The sequence below is a fragment of the Agrococcus sp. UYP33 genome (assembly GCF_054060915.1).
Genome location: NZ_JBSSDR010000002.1, coordinates 267,087 through 280,851, shown reverse-complemented (window position 1 = coordinate 280,851; position 13,765 = coordinate 267,087). Strand labels below are relative to the sequence as shown.

Annotated in this window: 17 protein-coding genes; 10 read left to right on the top strand and 7 right to left on the bottom strand. The window is 74.3% G+C overall.

Features of this window, described 5'->3' with window-relative positions; all coding sequences use genetic code 11:
• Window positions 1-3: 3 nt before the first annotated feature.
• Window positions 4-456: a nitroreductase family deazaflavin-dependent oxidoreductase gene (locus ACVWW9_RS11610; RefSeq protein ID WP_456515637.1), complete on the bottom strand. Its 453-nt coding sequence runs from the start codon at window positions 454-456 to the stop codon at window positions 4-6.
• A gap of 135 nt (window positions 457-591) precedes the next feature.
• Between ACVWW9_RS11610 and ACVWW9_RS11605 the strand changes: the two genes are divergently transcribed.
• Window positions 592-1,227 carry a class I SAM-dependent methyltransferase gene (locus ACVWW9_RS11605; protein WP_456515636.1) on the top strand — a complete coding sequence of 212 codons (636 nt, stop codon included), beginning with the start codon at window positions 592-594 and terminating at the stop codon, window positions 1,225-1,227.
• A 21-nt stretch (window positions 1,228-1,248) separates the two neighbouring features.
• Here ACVWW9_RS11605 and ACVWW9_RS11600 read toward each other — a convergent pair whose 3' ends face one another.
• Entirely contained in the window at window positions 1,249-2,301 is a 1,053-nt protein-coding gene (locus ACVWW9_RS11600; protein ID WP_354261011.1) for a zinc-binding dehydrogenase, read from the bottom strand.
• Here ACVWW9_RS11600 and treS point away from each other — a divergent pair.
• Both treS and ACVWW9_RS11590 read left to right on the top strand, forming a co-directional pair.
• Complete coding sequence (gene treS / locus ACVWW9_RS11595; RefSeq protein WP_456515635.1) at window positions 2,300-4,630, top strand: maltose alpha-D-glucosyltransferase; 2,331 nt, start codon at window positions 2,300-2,302, stop codon at window positions 4,628-4,630. The genes ACVWW9_RS11600 and treS overlap by 2 nt on opposite strands.
• A gap of 20 nt (window positions 4,631-4,650) precedes the next feature.
• On the top strand, window positions 4,651-5,352 hold the full coding sequence (locus tag ACVWW9_RS11590; RefSeq protein ID WP_456515634.1) for an RraA family protein: 702 nt from the start codon (window positions 4,651-4,653) through the stop codon (window positions 5,350-5,352).
• A 14-nt stretch (window positions 5,353-5,366) separates the two neighbouring features.
• Here the strand turns inward: ACVWW9_RS11590 and ACVWW9_RS11585 are convergent, their stop codons facing one another.
• Window positions 5,367-5,567: a hypothetical protein gene (locus ACVWW9_RS11585; RefSeq protein ID WP_354261017.1), complete on the bottom strand. Its 201-nt coding sequence runs from the start codon at window positions 5,565-5,567 to the stop codon at window positions 5,367-5,369.
• 70 nt (window positions 5,568-5,637) lie between these two features.
• Window positions 5,638-5,913 carry a hypothetical protein gene (locus ACVWW9_RS11580; RefSeq protein ID WP_354261019.1) on the bottom strand — a complete coding sequence of 92 codons (276 nt, stop codon included), beginning with the start codon at window positions 5,911-5,913 and terminating at the stop codon, window positions 5,638-5,640.
• A 91-nt stretch (window positions 5,914-6,004) separates the two neighbouring features.
• Here ACVWW9_RS11580 and ACVWW9_RS11575 point away from each other — a divergent pair, with 91 nt between their 5' ends.
• Window positions 6,005-7,420, top strand: a complete 1,416-nt coding sequence (locus ACVWW9_RS11575) for a dihydrolipoyl dehydrogenase family protein (protein WP_456515633.1) — start codon at window positions 6,005-6,007, stop codon at window positions 7,418-7,420.
• A 3-nt stretch (window positions 7,421-7,423) separates the two neighbouring features.
• On the opposite strand, the gene ACVWW9_RS11570 is transcribed toward ACVWW9_RS11575, so the two are convergent.
• On the bottom strand, window positions 7,424-8,407 hold the full coding sequence (locus ACVWW9_RS11570) for an aldo/keto reductase (protein ID WP_456515632.1): 984 nt from the start codon (window positions 8,405-8,407) through the stop codon (window positions 7,424-7,426).
• 162 nt (window positions 8,408-8,569) lie between these two features.
• Between ACVWW9_RS11570 and ACVWW9_RS11565 the strand changes: the two genes are divergently transcribed.
• The 5 genes from ACVWW9_RS11565 to ACVWW9_RS11545 all read left to right on the top strand — a co-directional run bounded on the left by ACVWW9_RS11565 (window position 8,570) and on the right by ACVWW9_RS11545 (window position 11,966).
• The gene (locus tag ACVWW9_RS11565) at window positions 8,570-9,016 is read left to right on the top strand and encodes a YciI family protein (RefSeq protein ID WP_456515631.1); all 447 of its coding nucleotides are present in this window, start codon (window positions 8,570-8,572) and stop codon (window positions 9,014-9,016) included.
• Between the two features lie 6 nt (window positions 9,017-9,022).
• Window positions 9,023-10,294 carry an RNA polymerase sigma factor gene (locus ACVWW9_RS11560; protein ID WP_456515630.1) on the top strand — a complete coding sequence of 424 codons (1,272 nt, stop codon included), beginning with the start codon at window positions 9,023-9,025 and terminating at the stop codon, window positions 10,292-10,294.
• Entirely contained in the window at window positions 10,291-11,136 is an 846-nt protein-coding gene (locus ACVWW9_RS11555) for an alpha/beta fold hydrolase (protein WP_456515629.1), read from the top strand. Before ACVWW9_RS11560 ends, ACVWW9_RS11555 begins: the two co-directional genes overlap by 4 nt.
• 227 nt (window positions 11,137-11,363) lie before the next feature.
• Window positions 11,364-11,606: a hypothetical protein gene (locus ACVWW9_RS11550; RefSeq protein WP_354261031.1), complete on the top strand. Its 243-nt coding sequence runs from the start codon at window positions 11,364-11,366 to the stop codon at window positions 11,604-11,606.
• 129 nt (window positions 11,607-11,735) lie between these two features.
• Window positions 11,736-11,966 carry a hypothetical protein gene (locus tag ACVWW9_RS11545; RefSeq protein WP_354261033.1) on the top strand — a complete coding sequence of 77 codons (231 nt, stop codon included), beginning with the start codon at window positions 11,736-11,738 and terminating at the stop codon, window positions 11,964-11,966.
• 4 nt (window positions 11,967-11,970) lie between these two features.
• Here the strand turns inward: ACVWW9_RS11545 and ACVWW9_RS11540 are convergent, their stop codons facing one another.
• Window positions 11,971-12,141, bottom strand: a complete 171-nt coding sequence (locus tag ACVWW9_RS11540; protein WP_354261035.1) for a three-helix bundle dimerization domain-containing protein — start codon at window positions 12,139-12,141, stop codon at window positions 11,971-11,973.
• A 108-nt stretch (window positions 12,142-12,249) separates the two neighbouring features.
• Between ACVWW9_RS11540 and ACVWW9_RS11535 the strand changes: the two genes are divergently transcribed.
• A complete protein-coding gene (locus ACVWW9_RS11535) occupies window positions 12,250-12,435 on the top strand; it encodes a hypothetical protein (RefSeq protein ID WP_354261037.1) in 186 nt (61 codons plus the stop codon).
• Here ACVWW9_RS11535 and ACVWW9_RS11530 read toward each other — a convergent pair.
• Window positions 12,428-13,732: a D-alanyl-D-alanine carboxypeptidase family protein gene (locus ACVWW9_RS11530; RefSeq protein ID WP_456515628.1), complete on the bottom strand. Its 1,305-nt coding sequence runs from the start codon at window positions 13,730-13,732 to the stop codon at window positions 12,428-12,430. The two genes, ACVWW9_RS11535 and ACVWW9_RS11530, sit on opposite strands and share 8 nt — an antisense overlap.
• Window positions 13,733-13,765: the final 33 nt, after the last annotated feature.

Here is a 13,765-nt window from a genome sequence, read left to right as displayed (position 1 = left end):
GCGTCAGAGGCGCTCGAGCACCACGACCGCGGTGTGCGGCCGCAGCTGCGCGGCTGCAGCGATGTCTCCCCAGCCCTCGAGGCGCGCGATCGCCGCCCACAGCTGGGCGCGCTCGTCGCCGAGCGCCTCACGCGCGCGCACCCGCACGACGCCGTCGACGGTGTCGGCCCACGCGTCCGGGTGCGCCTGCAGGTTGAGCCACCAGGCCGGGTCGGCCGCCGCCCAGCCGTTCATGGCGAGCGTCACGAAGGCGCCGGCGTGGTCCATGTAGCCGATGATCGCGCTGCGCTCCTCGCCGGAGCGCCGACCCGTCGTGCGCAGCCGCAGCATGCCCATGACGCCGGGGCGCGCGCGCCGCAGCCCGCGCCTGGTGGTGCGATAGAGCAGCCGATGGGCGACCCAAGCGCCGCGGATGAACCAGCGCGGCGGGAGTGCGGGCGTCCGCGTCGTGGCCATGGGGCACCTCCGGATCAGCGCACGGCCTCCCCGCGATGGCCGCGGCGGGCGTACGGTGCCAGCGTAGGTCGCCCCGCCGGTCGACGCCATCGCGGATGCGGCTGCCCGGCGGCCACGGCGGCGGAGGAGGACGGCATGGCGCATCGCGACGGCGACGACGAGGCAGCCCTCCAGCGGCGGGTCTGGGATCGCGCGGCGCCCGACTACGACGCGAGCATGGCGCGCCTCGAGCGCGTCTGGTTCACCGGCGGCCGCGAGTGGCTCGGCGCGCGGGCCCGCGGCCGGGTGCTCGAGGTCGGGGTCGGCACCGGCACGAACGTGCCGCACTACCCCGCCGACGCGGTCGTCACCGGCGTCGACATCAGCCCAGGCATGCTCGCCGAGGCGCGCTCGCGCATGGCGGCGCTCGGCCGCCCGGTGACGCTGCTCGAGGCTGATGCGCAGCGGCTGCCCTTCGATGACGCCGCGTTCGACACGGTCGTCTGCGCGCTCGCGCTCTGCAGCATCCCGCAGCCCGCCGCCGCCATCCGTGAGATGCACCGCGTGCTCGAGCCGGGCGGCCGGCTGCTGCTGCTCGACCACGTGGCGAGCAGCGCGTGGCCGCTGCGCGCGGCCCAGCGGCTCGTCGAGCTCGTGAGCGTGCGGGTCGCGGGTGAGCACTTCACGCGTCGGCAGCTCCCGCTCGTCGAGGCGGCCGGGTTCAGGATCGACGAGGACGAGCGCCTGAAGCTGGGCACGATCGAGCGCATCCGCGCCACGAAGCCCGGGTGACGCGAGCCGGGCTGGGTCGTCCTACGCGTCCGGTCCGCCCAGGCGGGGGTCCACCATCGTGATGCCCGCCGCCGTCGCGCGATCGAACCCGGGCAGCAGCGTCACGAGCTCGTCGAGCCCCACCGTCCGTTCGACGAGCCGCTGCGGCGCGAGCACGCCGCGCTCGATGAGCGCGAGCATCCCCGGGTAGTCGCGCGCCGCCATCCCGTGGCTCCCGAGCACGTCGAGCTCCCACGCGATGACGCGCGACATCGGCACGCGCGGGTGCCCGTCGACGGGCGGCAGCAGGCCGATCTGCACGTGCCGTCCGCGCCGGCGCAGGCTCAGCAGGGCATCCGCGCTCGTCTGCTCGCTGCCGACGGCGTCGACCGCGACGTGGCTGCCGCCGCCGGTGATCGCTGCGACCGCGGCGGGCACGTCGGTGCCGTCGGCGAGCACGGCGTGCTCGGCGCCCAGCTGCAGCGCGAGCTCGAGCGCTGCCGGGTTGCGGTCGACCGCGATGGGCCGGGCGCCGAGCGCCCGGGCGATCATCACGGCGCTGAGCCCGACGCCGCCCGCGCCCACGACGGTCACCCACTCCCCCGCCTCCACGCGCGCCCGGCTGACGAGGGCGCGGTACGCGGTCGCGAAGCGGCAGCCGAGGCTCGCGGCGGTCGCGAAGTCGACGCCGTCGGGGATGCGCACGAGGTTCGCGTCCGCGGCGTGCAGCGCCACCTGCTCGGCGAACGAGCCCCAGTGGGTGAAGCCGGGCTGCTCCTGCTGCGGGCACACCTGCGCCTCGCCCGCGAGGCACCACGCGCACCGGCCGCAGCCGCACACGAAGGGCACCGTCACGCGGTCGCCCACCCGCCAGGCGACCACGTCGTCGGCCACCGCGGCCACGACGCCGGCGAGCTCGTGCCCCGGCACATGCGGGAAGTCGATGTCGTCGTGACCCGCCCACGCGTGCCAGTCGCTGCGGCACAGCCCGGTCGCCATCACCCGCACCACGACGCCGCCGGGCGGCGGCACGGGCGTCGGCACGTCGCGGACCGCGGGCGTGCCGCGGACGGCGTCGAGGATGAGGGCGCGCATGCCACGATCCTGGCAGGCGCGACGAGCGGCGGCACGCCCCGCGCGCATCCGCCCCGACCGCGTCGCACACGAGTCCCGCCCGAGCTGTCGTGATAGGACTGCACACGTGGATGAGCCCGACGAGCACGGCACCGAGATCACCTACGACGAGCAGCGCTACCCCGCTCGTCCCCGACGGCTGCGCCCGCGCGACCAGTTCCGCGGCGGCAGCGTGCGGCGGTTCAGCACCGACCCGCGCACGGCCAACGCGTCGAACCCCTCGTACGTCGAGTGGCTCGTGCGGCAGTCGATGCTCAAGGACTCCGACGTCCTGAGCCGCCAGCTGTCGGGGCAGCCCTCGATGTGGCGCAACCCCTACGCGCGACCGGATGCGCGCCGCGCGATCGGCACGAGCGACGTCTGGTTCACGGCGTACCCGATCTCGCTCATCACGCGGCCGGGGCAGTCGTTCCTGGAGGCGCTCGGCGACGACGCGCTCTGGGCCGCGTTCGAGCACGTCGGCATCAACGGCCTGCACACCGGCCCGGTGAAGCGCGCCGGCGGCATCACCGACTGGCGCGAGACGCCGAGCGTCGACGGCCACTTCGACCGCATCAGCACCCAGATCGACCCGGCCTTCGGCAGCGAGGAGGCCTTCCGCCGGCTCTCCGACGTCGCCGACTCGCACAACGGCAGCATCATCGACGACATCGTGCCCGGCCACACGGGCAAGGGCGCCGACTTCCGGCTCGCCGAGATGGCGTTCAAGGACTACCCCGGCATCTACCACATGGTCGAGATCCCGCCGGAGGACTGGCACCTGCTGCCCGACGTGCCGGAGGGCCGCGACGCGGTGAACCTCGACGCGGCGTGCGAGCGCGAGCTCGCCGAGCGCGGCTACATCATCGGCGAGCTGCAGCGCGTGATCTTCTACACGCCGGGCGTGAAGGAGACGAACTGGAGCGCGACCGCGCCGGTGCTGGGCGTCGACGGCAACGAGCGCCGCTGGGTGTACCTGCACTACTTCAAGGAGGGCCAGCCGTCGATCAACTGGCTCGACCCCACCTTCGCCGGCATGCGCCTCGTCATCGGCGATGCCCTGCACTCGCTCGGCGACCTCGGCACGAGCGCCCTGCGCCTCGACGCGAACGGGTTCCTCGGCGTCGAGAAGAGCGCGGAAGGCCTGCCGGCGTGGTCGGAGGGGCACCCGCTCTCGCACGCGGCGAACCACATCATCTCGGGCATGGTGCGCAAGGTGGGCGGCTTCACGTTCCAGGAGCTCAACCTGACGATCGAGGACATCCGCGACACCGGTGCCGTCGGCGCCGACCTGTCCTACGACTTCGTCAGCCGCCCGGGCTACCACCACGCGCTCGCGACCGGCCACACGGAGTTCCTGCGGCTGACGCTCATGACGTCGCTCGAGCTCGGCGTCGAGCCGGTCGGGCTCGTGCACGGGCTGCAGAACCACGACGAGCTCACCTACGAGCTCGTGCACTGGGCGACGCGCCACCGCGACGACACCTACGTCTTCCGGCACGAGGAGATCTCCGGCGGCTCGCTCGCCGAGCTCATCCGCGCAGAGCTCACCGAGGCGCTCACCGGCAGCGCCGACTACAACCGGGTGTTCACGCAGAACGGCATCGCCTGTACCACGGCGTCGCTCATCGCGGCGACGCAGGGGTTCGCGACGCTCGACGAGATCACCGACGACGCGATCCCGGCGATCCGCGACGCCCACCTGCTGCTCGCGAAGTACAACGCGTGGCAGCCGGGCGTCTTCGCGCTCTCCGGCTGGGACCTCACCGGCATGCTCACCGTGCCGGCCGACCAGGTGCAGGACCTCATCGCGACCGGCGACACCCGCTGGATCGAGCGCGGCGCCCACGACCTCATGGATGCGGCGCCCGACGCCGCGGGATCGGCGGCCGGGATGCCGCGCGGACGCGCGCTCTACGGCTCGCTGCCGTCGCAGATCGAGCAGCCGGACTCGTTCCTCAACGGCCTCGCCGACGTGCTCACGATCCGCCGCGAGGGCGGCATCGCGACCGCCACGCAGCTCGACGTGCCGCACGTCGCGCACCCGGCCATGCTCGTGCTCGTGCACCGGCTCGACGACGGCGACCACACCGACGAGGATGCGCGCATCCAGGTGACAGTGCTCAACTTCTCGGGCGAGGCGATCGAGGGCACCGTGCACTCGGAGGCCCTGCAGACGCAATGCGACGTCATCGACGCCGCGACCGGCGACAGCATCGGCCACGTCGACGACCTGCAGAGCTTCAGCGTGAGCCTGCCGCCCTACGGCGGGCTGTTCCTGACGCTCGAGCCGATCGCCGACGAGGGCTGACGCCCGAGGCTCGGAGCAGCGTGACCGCCGAGCTCCTCGCCGCGTTCGCAGCGCTGTCGACCCCGCACGTCGCCGACGCCTGCATGCGCCTCGGGCTGCCCGTGCGGTGCGCGCCGAGCGGCATGCGCGCCGTGCAGAGCGGCGTGCACGTCGTCGGGCGAGCGCTGCCGGCGCAGCACACGGGCAGCGTCGACGTGTTCCTCGAGGCGATGGAGCAAGCAGAGCCCGGCGACGTGCTCGTCGTCGACGACGGCGGCCGCACGGATCGGGCCTGCGTCGGCGACCTCGTCGCGCTCGAGGCGGTCGGCGCCGGGATTGCCGGGGTCGCCATCTGGGGCCTCCACCGCGACACCCCGGAGCTGCGCGAGATCGGCCTCCCGATCGTGAGCCTCGGCACGTCGCCGACCGGACCGGCGTCGGCCGAGCCGCAGCCCGTGGACGCGCTCGAGCGCGCACGCTGCGGCGAGCACGAGGCGACCCGCGACGACCTCGTGCTCATCGACGACGACGGCGTCATCCTCGTCGGCCTCGAGCACGCGGGCGCCGTGGCGGATGCCGCCGCGGCCATCCGCGACACCGAGCGCCGGCAGGCGGCCGCCATGGCGTCGGGCACGTCGCTGCGCGAGCAGCTGCGCTTCACGGCCTACCTCGCGGCGCGCAGCGAGCGCGGCATCGGCTTCCGCGAGCACCTGCGGGGCCTCGGCGGCGCGATCGAGGAGTGAGCGCCGCGGCGGGCTCAGTCCAGCCCCGCCGCCCACGCGAGCAGCACGAAGCAAGCCCCGGTCACGGCGACCGGGATCGCGACGACCGTCGCGACGCGAGCGATCGAGCTGCCGTCCGGCCGGTCGGGCGCGCGCAGCTCGAAGACGATGAAGCCGCCGACGACGAGGATGCCCGCCGCCCATGCCAGGCCGATGAGCAGCGAGGGATCGAGCACGAGTCCATCATCGCGGCCCGCGCGACCCGTGTCGAGGCTGGTCCGCGTGCCGGGCGCGGCCTGAGGCCGCTCAGGTGTGCGAGGCCGCGAACATGATCGCGACGACGCAGAGCACGAGCGTGCCCAGCACGACGCCGAGGATCGCGGGCGCGACGCGCCGGTCGCGACCCGCCTGGTGGCGGCGCACGCCGACGAGCCCCAGCACGATCGCGACCGCGCCGAGGGGGCCGGCGATGAGGTCGCTGACCACGGGCACGAGCGCGCAGACGAGCGCGACGACGCCGAGCACGAGCGCGTACTCACCCGCCCAGCCGCCGCCGCGATGACCCGGTGGCTCGTCGCGCATGGGTCGATTCTGACGCACGCGAGGCTCGGTCCGGCTGGACCCGCGACGCGCGCCGCTCGACGGACGTCGGACGTGCGCGAGAGGATGCAGCATGACCACCTCGGAGCACGGCTCGCACGACTACGACCTCATCGTCATCGGCGCGGGCGCCGTCGGGGAGAACGTGGCCGACTACGCCGCGCGGCGCGGGGCTCGGGTCGCGCTGGTGGAGTCCGAGCTCGTCGGCGGCGAGTGCTCGTACTGGGCCTGCATGCCGTCGAAGGCCCTGCTGCGCTCGGGTCACGCGCTCCGCGCCGCCCGCCGCGTCGCGGGCGCGCACGAGGCCGTCACCGGCGGGATCGACGCTCCCGCCGTCCTCGCGCGGCGCACGTCGTTCACGAGCGACTGGGATGACTCGGGGCAGGCCGACTGGGTCGCCTCCGCCGGGATCGACCTGATCCGAGGGCGAGCGCGCCTCGTCGGCCAGGGCCTCGTGCAGGTGGGCGACCGCACGTGCTCGGCGCGCGCGATCGCGCTCGCGACCGGCTCGGTGCCGACGATGCCCGACATCCCCGGCCTCGCGGATGCAGCCCCGTGGGGAACGCGCGAGGCGACCTCCGCCGATCAGATCCCCGACCGCCTCGTCGTCATCGGCGGCGGCGTGTCCGGCGTCGAGCTGGCCTTCGCGTTCTCGTCCTTGGGCGCTCGCGTCACGCTGCTCGCCCGCGGCGGCCTGCTCCGCCGCGAGGAGCCGTTCGTCGGCGACCTCGTCGCCGACGCCCTGGTCGAGGAGGGCGTGGACGTGCGCGATGGCGCCACCCCTACCCGCGTGGACCGAGGCGACGACGGGATCGTCACGATCGAGCTCGAGGACGGCGGCCGGCTCGAGGCCGAGGAGCTCCTCGTCGCGACCGGCCGTCGCCCGGCCCTCGACGACCTCGGACTGGACGACGTCGGTCTCGGCACCGACCTCGCCGTCGACGACACCATGCTCGTCGCCGGCACCGACTGGCTCTACCTGGTCGGCGACGCGAACGGACGAGCGCTGCTCACGCACCAGGGGAAGTACCAGGCGCGGGCGGCCGGTGAGGCCATCGCGGCGCGCCTCGACGGCTCCCCCGTCGCCGACGACCCCTGGGGGCAGCACGTCGCGACCGCCGACCACGGCGCGGTGCCGCGGGTGGTGTTCTCCGACCCCGAGGTGGCCGCCGTCGGGCTCACCGAGGCGCAGGCGCGCGAGGCCGGCATGGAGGTCCGGGCGGTCGAGCACGACCTCGGCCAGGTGGCGGGCGCGAGCCTCCAGGCCGACGGCTACACGGGCAGGGCGAAGCTCGTCGTCGACGAGCAGCGGCAGGTCGTCATCGGCGCGACGTTCGTGGGCCAGGACGTCGCCGAGCTGCTCCACGCCGCGACGATCGCCATCGTGGGCGAGGTGCCGATCGACCGGCTGTGGCATGCCGTGCCCGCGTACCCGACGATCAGCGAGGTGTGGCTGCGGCTCCTGGACGCGTACGGCCGACCCCGCTGAGCATCACCAGCGGCCGGCGACGTGCGGGGCGATGACCTCGTCGTAGACCTGCTGGACGCCCGCGAGCGCCTCTGCCGACAGCGGCGGCAGCTCCGCGGCGGCAGCGTTGCTCCGCGCCTGCTCGACGCTCCGCGCGCCGGGGATCGCCGTGCTGACCCCCGGCTGGTCGATGATCCAACGGAGCGCGAACTGCGCCATGGTCGCCTCCGCGGGCATGAGCGGCGCGAGCCTCCTGACCGCCTCGAGGCCCGTCTCGAACGGCACGCCCGAGAAGGTCTCGCCGATGTCGAACGCCTGCCCCTCCCGGTTGTAGGTGCGGTGGTCGTCCTCGGCGAAGGTCGTGCGCTCGTCGTACTTCCCCGACAGCAGGCCGCTCGCGAGCGGCACCCGCACGATGATGCCGACGTTCGCGTCGGCGGCAGCGGGCAGCACAGCCTCGAGCGGCGCGAGCCGCAGCATGTTGAGGATCAGCTGCACGGATGCGACGCCCGGCCGGGCGATCGCGGCGAGCGCCTCCGCGCGGGTCTCGACGCTCACGCCGTAGGCCGCGATGCGCTCCTCGGCGACGAGGGTGTCGAGCGCGTCGAACACCGCGTCCTGGCTGTAGACCGCGGTCGGCGGGCAGTGGAGCTGTACGAGGTCGAGGCGCTCGACGCCGAGGTTCTCGCGCGACCGGTCCACCCACGACCGGAGGTGCTCGAGGGTGTAGTGCTCGGGCAGCTGCTCCACCCGGCGCCCGGCCTTCGTCGCGACGACCACGTCGTGGTCGCCCAGCTCGCGCAGGAACGCGCCGATGATCCGCTCGCTCCGGCCATCGCCGTAGACGTCGGCCGTGTCGAAGAAGCGGACCCCGCTGTCGTGCGCCGCGCGCAGCACGGCGATGGCGTCCTGCTCGCTGACGTCGCCCCAGTCGGCGCCGAGCTGCCAGGTGCCGAGGCCGATCACCGAGACGCTGCGCCCCGTCCGTCCGAGCGTCCGCTGCTCCATCGCATCCCCATCCCGTCGAGTCCGTGTGGTCGGTCCCAGTATGGGCGCCGCGTGCTCCGGGATGGCTCCACGCGCGGATCCCGCGCGACCTGTCGATCGGCGGGCCGCTCGATCGTCATCCCCTCGACGGCCGCACCGGCCGCCACGACGAAGGGACCTCCCGTGACCACCACCACCACCACCACCTCGGCCTCTACGCTGTCGCGTGAGACCGGCTCGAGGAGGACCACCATGCGCTACACGCTGCTGCTGCACTACCCCGAGGCCACCGCGGAGACGCTCGGCGCCGAGGCGCTCGCCGAGGGCCAGCGCGCCTTCGCGAGCTACGCCGCGACGCTCCACGCAGCGGGCGTGCTCATCGCCGGCGAGGTGCTGCAGCCGTCGGTCGCGAGCACCACGGTGCGGATGCGCGACGGCGCCCTGCAGGTGCAGGACGGCCCGTTCGCCGACACCAAGGACCAGCTCGGCGGGACGATCGTGATCGACGTGCCCGACCTCGACGCCGCGATCGAGTGGGCACGCCAGGCACCGCCCGTGCACTGGGGCGCCGTCGAGATCCGCCCCGGCGCCGTCCACACGGTCGACGGCGCCTGGACCGCGAGCGACTGAGCCAGCATGAGCACCCAGGAGGCGCGGGCGGCTGCCGAGCACGCCGCCCGCACCTCCTACGGCCGGCTGATCGCGCTGCTCGCCGCCCCCACCGGCGACCTCGCGCTCGCCGAGGACGCGCTCGCCGCCGCGTTCGAGGAGGCGCTGCGCCGCTGGCCGGCAGCGGGCGTGCCGGCGAACCCCGACGGCTGGTTGCTCACCGTGGCGCGCAACCGGCAGCGGGATGCGTGGCGCTCGGCCGCCGCGCGCACCGCCGCACCGCTCGACGACGACAGCGCGGCCTGGGATCCGCTCGCGCGGCACGACCCGGACGCGATCGGCGACCGTCGGCTCGAGCTGCTGTTCGCGTGCGGGCACCCGGCGATCGACCCCGCGGCACGGGCGCCGCTCATGCTGCAGGCGGTGCTCGGCTTCGAGGCCGCCCAGATCGCGCGGGCGTTCGCGCTGCCGCCCGCGACCATGGCGCAGCGGCTCGTGCGGGCGAAGCGGCGGATCAAGGATGCCCGCATCCCGTTCGCGATCCCCGATCGGCGCGCGATGCCCGAGCGGCTGCCCGCCGTGCTGGAGGCGATCTACGGCTGCGCGGCGATCGCGTGGCGCGGCGACGCGGCGTCGCTCGCCGGCGAGGCCCGCTACCTGTCGGTCACGCTCGCGACGCTGCTCGAGCACGAGGCCGAGGCCTGGGGGCTCGCGGCGCTCACGACCTTCTCGCTCGCCCGCCGGCAGACCGGCGCGTTCGTCCCGCTCGAGGAGCAGGATCCTCGGGACTGGGATGCCGCCCTCCTCGAGGAGGCCGCGCGGCACCTCCACCGCGCGCGCCCCGACGGCCCACCGGGACGCTTCCAGCTCGAGGCGGCGATCGACGCCGTGCACTGCGACCGCCGGCGCACCGGCTCCACCGACTGGCGTGCGCTCGAGGTGCTGTACTCGGCGATGCTCGCGACCGCTCCGAGCCTCGGCGCGCGCGTCGCCGCCGCGGCCGTGACGGCGCGGCTGCACGGACCGGCCGCGGGGCTCGACGCGCTGCCGGACGACGCCGACGGCTTCCAGCCGTACTGGGCGACGCGGGCGCACCTCCTCGCGGCCGCGGGTCTCGACGCGACGGCGGCGTTCGAGCGGGCCGCGGTGCTCGCCGATGACGACGCCGTCGCCGACCACCTGCGCGAGCGCGGCCGCGCCGCTCGCGCCCTCCGCGACCATCCAAACCCGGCGTCCAGCCGCTCCGAACGCCCTGAGCCAGCACCCACCACGCAGCAGCGACGAGGAGGACATCCATGACCGACATCTCCGTGAACACCCGCATGCTGGGCCTGAAGGACGTGCGCGTGCACGTCGAGGACCACGGCACAGGACGACCCGTGGTGCTGATCCACGGCTGGCCGCTCTCGAGCGCCTCGTGGGCTCCGCAGCGCCAGGCGCTCGTCGACGCCGGCTACCGCGTCATCGCCTACGACCGCCGCGGCTTCGGCCACAGCGACAAGCCGAAGACGGGCTACGGCTACGACACCCTCGCCGACGACCTCGCCGGCCTGCTGGAGCAGCTCGACCTGCGCGACGTCACCGTCGTCGGCTTCTCGATGGGCGGCGGCGAGGTCGCGCGCTACATCGCGCGGCACGGGCAGGAGCGCCTGCGCAGCGTCGTCTTCGCCGCGGCGGTGCCGCCGCGCATGATGCAGACCCCGGACAACCCGGAGGGCCCCCTCACCGTCGCCAAGGCGACGGCGATGACGGCGCAGCTGACGGCCGACCGCGAGGCGTTCTTCGACGGGTTCACGAAGGACTTCTTCTCGGCGAACGCCGACGGCGAGGTGCTCGTGACCGAGGCGGAGCGCCAGCAGGCGATCGCGCTGTGCCTGCAGGCCGACAAGCTCGCGGCGCTCGAGGCGATGCAGTCGTTCGGCATCACCGACTTCCGCGACGACCTCGAGCGCGTGACCGTGCCGACGCTCGTGCTGCACGGCGACGCCGACGGCATCGTGCCCTTCGAGGGATCCGGCAAGCGCACCCACGAAGCGATCGCGGGCAGCGAGCTCGTGCTCGTGCCGGGTGCGCCGCACGGCCTGAACGCGAGCCACCCCGTCGAGTTCAACGCGGCGCTGCTCGCCTTCCTCGAGCGCTGACACCGGCTCCGCGGCCGCCTCGCCATCGCGGGGCGGCCGCTCCGTGTCGGGGCGACGCGCCGGGGACTGCCCCTCGCGCTTGTCCCCCAGGCGCGATAGCGTCGGAGCACTGGCCATCGACCTGATGGCAGCCAGCGCAAGCCTCATCCGCAGGTGCGTCCCATTCCCTCTCAGCGCACGTAGCGACTCCGCTGTCTGGCTTCCACAGAAGGGCCCCGGTGGCCGTCATGTTGGATCTGTCCCTGTTCTTCCCGCTCATCCTGGCCGCCGCGCTCTTCGTCCTGGTCGTCATCGGCATCGTGGTCGTGCTGCGCGTGAGCCTGGCGCGGAGCATCGCCCGCTCGCGCACCGTCGGCCCGGCCCCGATCTCTGCGCCGGCGCCGGACGACACCGCCGCGATGCGCGCGGACGACGCCACTGCGATCCGCCCCGGCGACACCGGTGCGATGCGCGCCGCCGAGTCGATCTGATCCGTCGGCCGGAGGCCGGCCCGCGTGGCCGGCGTGTTTCGGCTCGGTGAACGTCTGGTGCACGCCGTTGTGCACCGCACGCCCACCCCGTCATGCTGGTGGCATGAGCCCCAACGACGGAGCGCGAGCGTGACCATCCATCGCCCGAGCGCGACCGCGTCGCGCCACAGCTCGCGCGACGAGGCGGTCGATCGGCTCTACTGGATCCTCACCGAGCTGGACGCCGAGCGCACCGTGTCGTGGGCCGAGGTCGAGCGGCGCGCCGTCGCCTTCGAGCCCGCCGCGCGCGACGAGGCGTGGAGCGTCGCGGAGGGCTCGGCGCTCGAGGCCATCGTCCGGGCGTCGCGGCGCCGGGCGTGACCGGCTAGTCGCGCTTCGCGCCGCGCTTGAGGCGCTTCTTCGCCGCGCGCTCCGTGAGCACGAGCAGGAAGTCCTGCACCGGGCTGTGCTCGATCGCCGAGAGCTCCTCCTCGACGATCCGGTCGACCTCGTCGCGGTCGTACTCCGGATGCGTCGCGATGAGCTTGGCAGTCACCTGCGAAGCGATCTCGTCTCGGTCCACGATGCCTGCCACGACGCAAGAATTGCACAGGTTCTGCTTGCACGCCAAGCCGCCCGACGAGCCGTGGATACGCTCGGCGGGATGCAAGAGACGACCACTGCGCACGACCTCGCCCACGAGCTCGGCCACACCGACGCGGGCCGCGCGATCCGCGTCTTCCTGCGCAACCCGGACGACGGTCGTGGCCTGTTCGACGGGCATCGCATCTGGGCCCCCTGGCGGTTGACGCAGGAGCAGGCGGAGCGGGTGCGAGAGCGCTTCAGCTGAGCAATGCCTCGGTCCGCGGTCCCGCGCGATCCTCCTCGAACCGCCAGCCGAGCACCTCGCCGATGTGCTCGAGCCGCCACCCGAGGGTCGGCGGGCGCGGCGCACCGGCGGTGTCGAGCCACGCCAGCTCCTGCTCGACGCTGCTCGTCACCGTGAGCGCCACGCTCGCCTGCGCGCCCACGGCGAGCTCGTCCGGGATGTCGAGGTCCGCGGTCGCACCGTGCTCCCGCCACACGACGATGCGCAGCGCCGTCCGCGATCGCAGCTCGATGCGCTCGCCCCACGACGCGTCGTAGGTGGCGATCACGTCGCCGGCACCGACGACCTCGCGCTCGGCCAGGTTGCGCGCGACGCTCTCGACCAGCTGCACGATCGCCGCGTCGCGGTCGGCGGATCGGCCGATGCCGAGCAGCGCCGCGTGGATGCGGAAGGTCCGATCGCCGACCTCGACGGATGCGCCCACGACGACGGTCCGGCCCGACCGGTTGAGGCTCCCCGTCTTCCCGCTGTCGATCCCGGCGGCGCCGAGCGCTCCGTTCGTGCTCGCGACGGGGCCGAGCCCCGGCAGCCACGCCGCGCGCTGACCCGAGATGGCGCGGAGCGTCGGAGCGCCGTCCACGAGCGCCATCAGCCGCGCGACGTCGACCGCGCTCGCGGTGTTGTCGGCGCTGAGGCCCGTCGCGTCGACGATCCGGATGCCGTCCAGGTCATGCGTCTCGAGCCATCGCCGCGCCTCCCCGAGGTACTCGCGCGTGGTCCCGAACGCCCAGGTCGTGAGCGTCGTCGAGGCGTTCGCCGCGCTCCGGAGCATCGACGCGTCGAGCAGCTGGCGCTGGGTCAGCTGCTGCCCGACCGCCACCGGCAGCACGGATGCGCCCTCGCGCGTCACCGCGCGCAGGTCGTCGACGTCGCCCTGGGCGATCGTGATCGTGGGCCCCTGCTCGTCGGTGCCGAGCGGGTGCCGCTCGAGCACCACGAGCGCGGCGACGAGCTTCGCGATGCTGGCGATCGGCATCGGCCCCGCGGCGCCGAACGAGCCCTCGGCGCCGTCGACGCCCACCACCCGGAACGCGCCGGCGGCCGACGAGCCCGGCCAGTCGATCTCGGCGGGCGCGGCAGCCACGCCGAGGTCCGTGCCGACAGCCGCCCCGGCGAGCGGCGGCGCGGGCTGCAGCGCCGTCACGGCGAGCGCGGTGCCGCCGCCGACGAGGACCGCGATCGCGAGCAGCGCAGCGACCGCACGACGGAGCCAGCGTCTCCTCGCGCGCGCCCCCGCCGGGCTCATCGGCTCGCCCACGGCATGTGCATGCCTCCAGCATGCGCCACGGGC